Annotated in this window: 6 protein-coding genes and 1 rRNA gene; 2 read left to right on the top strand and 5 right to left on the bottom strand. The window is 69.9% G+C overall.

The genetic code is table 11. The features are described 5' to 3' along the window. Positions 1-86 (top strand): 5S ribosomal RNA (gene rrf / locus FPZ41_RS42510); the annotation flags it as partial. 65 nt (positions 87-151) lie between these two features. On the opposite strand, the gene FPZ41_RS42505 is transcribed toward rrf, so the two are convergent. Continuing rightward, positions 152-829 carry a response regulator transcription factor gene (locus FPZ41_RS42505; protein ID WP_322621444.1) on the bottom strand — a complete coding sequence of 226 codons (678 nt, stop codon included), beginning with the start codon at positions 827-829 and terminating at the stop codon, positions 152-154. Beyond that, a complete protein-coding gene (locus FPZ41_RS42500) occupies positions 826-2,097 on the bottom strand; it encodes a sensor histidine kinase (protein ID WP_322621443.1) in 1,272 nt (423 codons plus the stop codon). The genes FPZ41_RS42505 and FPZ41_RS42500 overlap by 4 nt, the downstream gene beginning before the upstream one ends. Positions 2,098-2,220: 123 nt before the next feature. Here FPZ41_RS42500 and FPZ41_RS42495 point away from each other — a divergent pair, with 123 nt between their 5' ends. Then, positions 2,221-2,796, top strand: a complete 576-nt coding sequence (locus FPZ41_RS42495) for a GNAT family N-acetyltransferase (RefSeq protein WP_152869754.1) — start codon at positions 2,221-2,223, stop codon at positions 2,794-2,796. Positions 2,797-2,856: 60 nt separating this feature from the next. Here FPZ41_RS42495 and FPZ41_RS42490 read toward each other — a convergent pair whose 3' ends face one another. The 3 genes from FPZ41_RS42490 to FPZ41_RS42480 form a co-directional block, all read right to left on the bottom strand. Then, complete coding sequence (locus FPZ41_RS42490) at positions 2,857-4,575, bottom strand: type IV secretory system conjugative DNA transfer family protein (RefSeq protein ID WP_152869752.1); 1,719 nt, start codon at positions 4,573-4,575, stop codon at positions 2,857-2,859. An 89-nt stretch (positions 4,576-4,664) separates the two neighbouring features. Next, a complete protein-coding gene (locus tag FPZ41_RS42485; protein WP_152869750.1) occupies positions 4,665-6,086 on the bottom strand; it encodes an ATP-binding protein in 1,422 nt (473 codons plus the stop codon). 98 nt (positions 6,087-6,184) lie between these two features. Then, positions 6,185-7,744, bottom strand: coding sequence for an SCO6880 family protein (locus FPZ41_RS42480; RefSeq protein ID WP_131572182.1), 1,560 nt, complete (start codon positions 7,742-7,744; stop codon positions 6,185-6,187). Positions 7,745-7,915: the final 171 nt, after the last annotated feature.

Here is a 7,915-nt window from a genome sequence, read left to right as displayed (position 1 = left end):
GTTACATTCCGAACCCGGAAGCTAAGCCTTACAGCGCCGATGGTACTGCAGGGGGGACCCTGTGGGAGAGTAGGACACCGCCGAACAAATATTGGGAAAGGCCCACACCGTAAGGTGTGGGCCTTTTCGCTTTTCTGGAGTCGGTTCACTCTCATGCCGGTCGTACCAATTTCGTGTCGTACGCCAGGATCACTGCCTGAATGCGGTCTCGTGAACCTGTCTTCGCGAGGATTCTGGTCACGTGTGTCTTCACCGTCGACTCGGCGACATGCAAGCGGGCGGAGATTTCGGCGTTGGTCCAGCCCTGGCCGATGACCGTCAGGATTTCCCGTTCGCGGTCCGTGAGGGTGGCCAGGCGGGGGTCCGGCTCGGGTGGTGTGTGGGACGTGTGCGGTGTCTCCGAGGGCAGGAGCTGGACGTAGGCGTCGAGGAGACGGCGCGTCAGGCCGGGGGCTACCACGGCGTCTCCGGAGGCGACGGAGCGTATGCCGGAGAGGAGTTCCTCCGGTAGCGCGTCCTTGACGAGGAAGCCGGAGGCACCGGCGCGGAGGCCGGCGTAGGCGTACTCGTCGAGGTCGAACGTGGTGAGGATGAGGACGCGGGTGCGGTGGCCCTGGGCCACGATCCGGCGGGTCGCCTCGATGCCGTCCAGGCCCGGCATGCGGATGTCCATAAGGACCACGTCGGGGTGGAGTTCGGCCGTCATGCGGACCGCGTCGCTGCCGCCCGGCGCCTCGCCCAGGACCGTCATGTCGTCCTGGCTTTCCAGGAGCATGCGGAAGCCGAAGCGCTGGAGGGGCTGGTCGTCGGCGATGAGGACGGTGGTCACTGCGGGATTTCCTCCGGTAGGTGAAGGTGTACTCGCCAGCCCTGGTGCGGGTGAGGGAGTGGACCGGCCTCAAGTGTGCCGCCGTAGAGGGCGGTTCGTTCGCGCATGCCGGGTAGGCCGCGACCGCCGTTGACAGGGGCGGGGGTTCCGCGGCCGGTGTCGGTGACTGTGACCGTGACGGCGCCCGAGGCCTCGTACGACATCACGACCTCCGCGGTCGCTCCGGGGCCGCCGTGTTTGAGCGTGTTCGTGAGGGCTTCCTGGATGATGCGGTAGACGGTGAGTTGGCGACCGGGGGGTAGAGGGCCGTTGCCGAGGATTGTGGTGTGGACCGGGAGGCCTGCGGCACGGACGCCGGCGATGAGGTGGTCGATGTCGGTGAGGGAGGGTTGGGGGGCGAGTTCGGCCGTGGGCTCGGGCTCTTCGCGTAGGACGTCGAGGAGGCGGCGTAGCTCTGCGAGGGCCTGGCGGCTGGTGGTGGCGATGGCGTCCAGGGCCTGGGTCGCGCGGTCGGGGTTCTTGGTCGCCGCGTAGCGGCCGCCGTCGGCGAGGCCAGTGATGACCGAGAGGTTGTGGCCGATGATGTCGTGCATCTCGCGTGCGATGCGGGCGCGTTCGGCGGCGGCGGCGAGCTGGAGTTGCTGGTCGCGTTCGACTTCGAGTTGGCGGGCGCGTTCGACGAGGGAGGCCAAGTACTCCTGGCGGGTGCGGACCGCGATGCCGATGACCGCCGAGAAGGCGAGGCTCATCGCGGGTGGGGCAACGCTCTGATCGGGGCCCTGTTCGGCGGGGTAGCGGAAGGCGACCACTACGAACGGGGCCACGGCCAGGGCGTACGACCAGAGCAGGGTGCGCAGGTGGGTGCGCAGGGCCACGTTGAACAGGGCGACCAGCATGATGAGGGCAGCCTGGAGCAGGGCGCCGGTCCAGGCGTTGACGAAGGCGGACGGGACCATGGTCAGTACGACTGCGAAGGGGTGGGTTCGGCGCCACAGCAGGGGGACGGAGAGGCCCAGGGACAGGGTGAGGATCAGCCGGCCGGGCAGGGTGGGGTTCTCGGTGACGTTCTTCCAGCCGCCGCTCGTGTAGTCGATGAGTGCGGCCGTCACGAAGAACCCGGTGACGAGCAGGTCCCACAGCAGCGGGTGGTGTCGGTCGAGGGCGCGTGCCTGCTGGGTGATGTGCTGGAAGTGCCGGGTGAGTGGCTGGGGCGGCCGGGGATCGTTCGGGTGCCGGTCGCCCAGCTGCTGGGCCTGGTCACGTGTCACAAGGCCATCCTCGTACGGGACTTGGTGTTGCTGTCGATGCTTGTGCGTACGGTGGCGTAGGGCGTCGGACGACGGCGCTAATTGGGGTGAGGGGTGTAGTACCGCGGTACTACGGTGGCCCGTATGGAGCGTGGGGAGTTGCGAGGGGGCGTCGTCGTACGCGCGATCCGGGCCGAGGAGTGGCAGCGGGTCAGGGAGCTGCGGTTGGAGGCGCTCAGGGATCCGGTGGCGGAACTGGCGTTTCTGGAGACGTACGAGGAGGTTGCCGTGAAGCCCGACTCCTTCTGGGAGGGGCGGGCGGCCGGGGCGGCCGAGGGGACGCGGGAGCGACAGCAGTTCATCGCCGAGACGGCCGGCGGGGAGTGGGTCGGGACGGTGGTCGTGCTCCTGGAGGAGGCCGGGTCGCTGGACGTCTTCGGGGGTGTCGTCGAGCGCGAGCAGGCCCATGTGGTGGGGGTGTTCGTGCGGCCCGGGTACCGGGGCGGTGCGGCGGGGGTGACCGGGGCGCTGTTCGAGGCGGCGCTGGAGTGGGCCTGGGCGGCCGGGGTGGAGCGGGTGCGGCTGTTCGTGCACGATCGGAACGCCCGTGCCGAGGCGTTCTATCGGAAGGCCGGGTTCGTGGTGAGTGGGGTGGCCCTGCCTGGGCCTGCGGGGGTTGGGGGCCGGGAGCTGGAGTACGTGGTCGAGCGTCGGGTGTGAGGGTTCGGGTGGTGAGTGAGCTGCTGTGGTGTGTGGGGGCCTGTAGTGAGCGGGGGCCTGTTACACCGGCAGTTCGTACTGGGGCCAGCGTGAGCGGCCCTGTTCCCTTGACCTCATCAGTGCCAGTGTCGGCATTCCGCGGTCCGCTCCCGTGGTCAGGAGGTCGGGGAGCTGGGGGAGGGGTGCCACCGCTGCCACGTCGTCCAGGATCAGGGTGAGTGGTGGGTCGAGGCGGCCGGAGGATGACCGTTCGGCCATGCGCCGGCCGCGCTCGACCACGCTTGCGGTGAGGGCGGTGAGCAGAGGCATCGCCCCTGGGGTCGCTCTGGGGTCCTCGATGGGCTCACCGACCACATAGAGTGTGCCCCCTTCGTGGACGAAGGAATCCAGGGCCAGCGAGTCTGTTCGGTTGGGAGTGCAGGACTCCCGGACGTTGATCGTGGACAGGGCGGACAGGGCACGCGCCGTCAGCTCCTGTGCCATGTCGCGGCGTTCGGGGTGCGAGGTGAGTGCGGACTCCAGTTCGCCCGCTGTGCCCGAAGTCGCCTTCGGGTTGGTCCGCAGGGCCCGTACCGCGTCCTGCACCTGTGAGCCCTGCGCCCAGCGGTGGATGTGGCGGATGGTGCGGCCGTCCACGGCTGCGGCGTGGAGATAGCTGCGCAGGAGCGTTTCGGCGACGTCGGCGAGCGCCTGGTCGATCTTGGCCGTGGGGCGGACAGGAGCGAGGAGCGCGGCTGCCCGGGCGACAGCGACCGCCTTGTCCTCGCAGCCCCTTGAGGGCGACCAGTGGAGGCGGGCCGGGGTGTCGCAGAGGTGCGAGGGGTCGTAGAGGTGGACCGGGCCGAGCTTGGCGCGCGCGTCCTTGGTGTCCGCCCAGAGCGCGGGGTTCGAGGTGACGATCAGGGCGGGGCCCTCGGCGTCGCGTGCCGCCTGGGCGGCGAGGGGGTGGCGGGTCGCGGCCGGGCCCAGGATCACCGGGCCCCGGGGGGCAGGCAGGGTGACGGGGGTCTTGGCGAGGGCGGTGGTTTCGGCTGCCCGGGTGAGGGCGGCCGCTTCTGCCGCCAGTGCGGCCAGTGCTGCCAAGCTTGTTGCCGCCGAGTCCGCTGCCGCCAAGCTTGTTGCCGGCGAGTCCGTTGCCGCCAGGCCTGTTGTCGGTGAATCCGTTGCCGTCGGGTTCGCCTGCGCCGTGTGAGGTGCTGCCGGGACCGGGGCAGGGGTTGGCGTCGGTTCGTGTGCGGGGCGAGGGGCCGGTGCCGTGTACGAGGGCTTGGTCAGGGGCACGTTGCCCTGTGGCTCGGCCGGGTGCTCGGGTTCCCGAAGTTCCTCCGGCTTCCCCGGCTCCGCCGACTTCGTACGTCTCGTCGTACGCCCTGCCGTACGTCCCGCCGTGCGTCCCGATCCCTGCTCGGTCTTCCGCCGTGCCCGTACGGCGCGCCAACGGGCCACCGTGCCCAGTACGAACACGGTCAGTACCACCAGCACCATCAGCTGGCCGATGAACAGGCCCCAGAAGAGCCCGTACCCGGAGAGCTGGTCGGCTGGGGTGTCAGGCCAGGCGCCCGCGATGTCGTGCGGTTGCCCGATGAGGTGGCGCAGCGCCAGCGGGGTACGGACGAAGGTGACGCCGTCCGGCCACCCGCCCCGGGTGAACCAGCCGGCGAGTCCCGTGGCCGTCCACACCATCAGGCTCATGCCGAGGAGGAAGCCGAGGAGCCCGATCAGCAGCCCGTCGGGGATGCCGCCGGCCTCGCGGCCGCGGTCACGCTCGTCCGGTCTCATCCCAGGCCACCGTCCACCCCGCCGTCCATGACACCGTCCAAGACACCGCCCAAGACACCGCCCATGTCACCGTTCTCACGCCGCCGTTCTCACGCCACCGTCGACTCGGACGACCCGTCCAGGTCGCTCAGATGCTGTTCCACGAACGCCGCCGCCCGTTCCTCTGCCTCCAGCTCCGCGGCGCGCAGGGCGTCGTCCGTGTGGTCGCTCGACGACTCGGTCATGGCGCGGTCCGTGAAGACCAGCGGGCGTTCGGTCTCGGTGACCAGGTGTTTGACCACCTGTACGTTGCCGTTGACGTCCCACACCGCGATGCCCGGTGTCAGGGTCGGGATGATCTCCACGGCCCACCGGGGCAGGCCCAGCACCCTGCCGGTCGCCCTCGCCTCGTCGGCCTTCTGGGCGTAGATCGTCCGGGTCGACGCCATCTTCAGGATCGCGGCCGCCTCCTTCGCCGCGGCGCCGTCCACCACGTCGCTCAGGTGGTGCACGACCGCCACGAAGGACAGGCCGAGGCGGCGGCCGAACTTCAGCAGGCGCTGGAAGAGCTGGGCCACGAACGGGCTGTTGATGATGTGCCAGGCCTCCTCGACCAGGAAGATGCGCTTCTTCCGGTCGGGGCGGATCCAGGTGTGCTCCAGCCACACGCCCACGATCGCCATGAGGATGGGCATGGCGATCGAGTTGCGGTCGATGTGGGACAGGTCGAAGACGATGAGGGGTGCGTCGAGGTCGATGCCGACCGTCGTGGGGCCGTCGAACATGCCCCTGAGGTCACCGTCGACCAGGCGGTCGAGGACCAGCGCCACGTCCAGGCCCCAGGCGCGTACGTCGTCTATGGGGACGTTCATCGCCTCCGCCGACTCCGGTTCGGGGTGGCGCAGTTGATCGACGATGTCGGTGAGGACCGGCTGGCGGTCGACGATCGTCTCGTTGACGTAGGCGTGGGCGACCTTCAGGGCGAAGCCGGACCGCTCGTCCAGGCCGTGGCCCATGGCGACCTCGATGATGGTGCGCAGCAGCGCGAGCTGGCCCGTGGTCGTGATCGACGGGTCCAGGGGGTTGAGCCGGATGCCGTGGTCGAGTGCGGCCGTCGGGTCGAGCCGGATGGGAGTTATCCCCAGCTCCTGCGCGATGAGGTTCCATTCGCCGACGCCGTCCTCGCCCTGGGCGTCGAGGACGACGACCTGGCGGTCGCGGAAGCGCAGCTGGCGGAGCACGTACGTCTTCTCCAGCGCCGACTTGCCGTTGCCGGACTCGCCGAGGACCAGCCAGTGCGGGGCGGGGAGCTGCTGCCCGTAGAGCTGGAACGGGTCGTAGATGTAGCCCTTTCCGGAGTACACCTCACGGCCGATGATCACGCCCGAGTCGCCGAGGCCGGGGGCTGCGGTCGGCAGGTAGACCGCCTGGGCCTGGCCGGTCGACGTGCGCACCGGGAGCCGGGTCGACTCGACCTTGCCGAAGAGGAAGGACGTGAAGGCGTCCGTGAGGGCGGACAGCGGATCCCGCATCAGCGATGTACCTCCTGCCGTGCCCCCGGGTGGTTGTGCAGCCGTACTTCCAGGTCCTCCCGCAGCTGTCGCTCCGAATGATCCCGCATGCAGCAGCCCTACCTTCGGATTCCGGTGGCGAACGGGAGGGTGTTGACGAACGCGCGGTGGTGCTCGCGGTCGCACCACTCCAGTTTCAGGTACGACTTACCGGCCGAGGCCCTTATCGTGCGCTTGTCGCGGGCCAGCGCCTCCGGGGAGCGGGAGGAGACGGTGATGTAGCCGACCAGGTTGACGCCGGCGGCGCCGCTCGCGAGGTCCTCGCCGCGCTGGTCGAGGCGGGTGTGGGAGGCCACGTCCCGCGGGTCGACGGTCCGGTTCATCTTGGCGGCGCGGCTGGCCTCCGCCTCGTCGTTGGTCTTCTCGGTCAGCATGCGTTCGATGGCTACCTCGGTGGGTTCGAGGTCCATCGTCACGGCGACCGTTCGGATGACGTCCGGGGTGTGGACCAGGAGTGGCGCGAGGAAGTTCACGCCCACGGGGGTCATTGGCCACTCCTTGACCCAGGCCGTGGCGTGGCACCAGGGGGCGCGGGTGGACGACTCGCGCGTCTTCGCCTGGAGGAACGTCGGCTCCATCGCGTCCAGCTCGGCCGGCCAGGCGTTGCGCTTGGTCATGGCCTGGATGTGGTCGATGGGGTGGTCCGGGTCGTACATGGAGTGCACGAGGGAGGCGAGGCGGCCCTGGCCGAGCGGCTGCCGTACGCGGATGTCGGCTTCCTGGAGGCGCGAGCAGATGTCGGTGAGCTCGCGGGCCATGACGACGGCCAGACCGGCGTCCTTGTCGAGCTTCTTGCCGCCCTGCGGACGGGCGGCGCGGGCCATCGCGTGGGCCTCGGCGGCCAGCTCGCGCGTGTAGTGCATACAGGCGACGAGGTACGCCCGGTGCTGCTCGCTGCTGGTGGACACCATGGACTGCAGCTGGTCGTAGGACTGCTGGAGCCACGGCAGGGCCTTGTCGTCCCCGCGTGCGGCGACGTCCTTGGCGTGGGCGTCGGGGTCGGCGGGGAGGGTGCGGGCGAGCATCTGGAGGCGGGTGACGAAGCCGTCGCCGTTCGCCACGTGCTTCAGCAGGGTGCCGAAGCGGTCGACGAGCGCCTCCTGGTCCTCGGAGTCGCGCAGGCCCACGCCGGGGCCCTCGATCTCGATGGCGGCGGTGACGGTCCTGCGGTCCGCGTGGAGCAGTACGGCGATCTCGTCCGGCCCGAACGGCGCGGCCAGCCAGGTGATGCGCCCGATGCCGGGCGGCGGACCGATCTCGACCTCACGTCCGTCGATGCCGGTGCCGGCCTCGACGGCGGCGGAACGGTACGCGGTGCCCTGCCGGAGGGTGCGCTTGTAGCTGCGGTTGATCTCGTACCACTTGTAGAACGTCCGCCGCTTGTACGGCACGTACACCGCGGCCAGGGCCAGCATCGGGAAGCCGGTCAGCAGGACGATCCGCAGGGACAGGACGGGGACGAGGAGCCCGCACATCATGCCGAGGAACGCGCCCGCGATGATCAGTACGATCTCGCCGGACTCGCGGTTCCGGCCGATCACGGCGTTCGGCCGGGCGCGGCCGATCAGATACGTACGGCGGGGCGTGACCGGATGGGACACGTGGGACTGAGTCGTCAACGCCCTTCACCTCCCGAGCGATTGGTGCTGCTGTTGCGTGTGTTGCTTGCGTGCGGGGTGTTGACCGGGCTGGAACGCGGCGGGGGTGCGGCGGAGGGGACAGATCCGCCGCCACCGCCCGCCGACGACCGCGAGCTGTGCGCGGCCACGCCTGAGGAGGCGGGGTTGGAG

It is taken from the genome of Streptomyces acidicola (assembly GCF_009377235.1).
Lineage (GTDB): Bacteria > Actinomycetota > Actinomycetes > Streptomycetales > Streptomycetaceae > Streptomyces > Streptomyces acidicola.
The sequence above is the reverse complement of the archived record's forward strand: the minus strand, read 5'-3'. Positions and strand labels throughout refer to the sequence as shown.

Bases quoted from the DNA above. Each gene is read 5' to 3' on its own strand.
- FPZ41_RS42495 (WP_152869754.1), top strand. From the start codon at position 2,221: ATGGAGCGTGGGGAGTTGCGAGGGGGCGTCGTCGTACGCGCGATCCGG.
- FPZ41_RS42490 (WP_152869752.1), bottom strand. From the start codon at position 4,575: ATGAGACCGGACGAGCGTGACCGCGGCCGCGAGGCCGGCGGCATCCCC.
- FPZ41_RS42485 (WP_152869750.1), bottom strand. From the start codon at position 6,086: ATGCGGGATCCGCTGTCCGCCCTCACGGACGCCTTCACGTCCTTCCTC.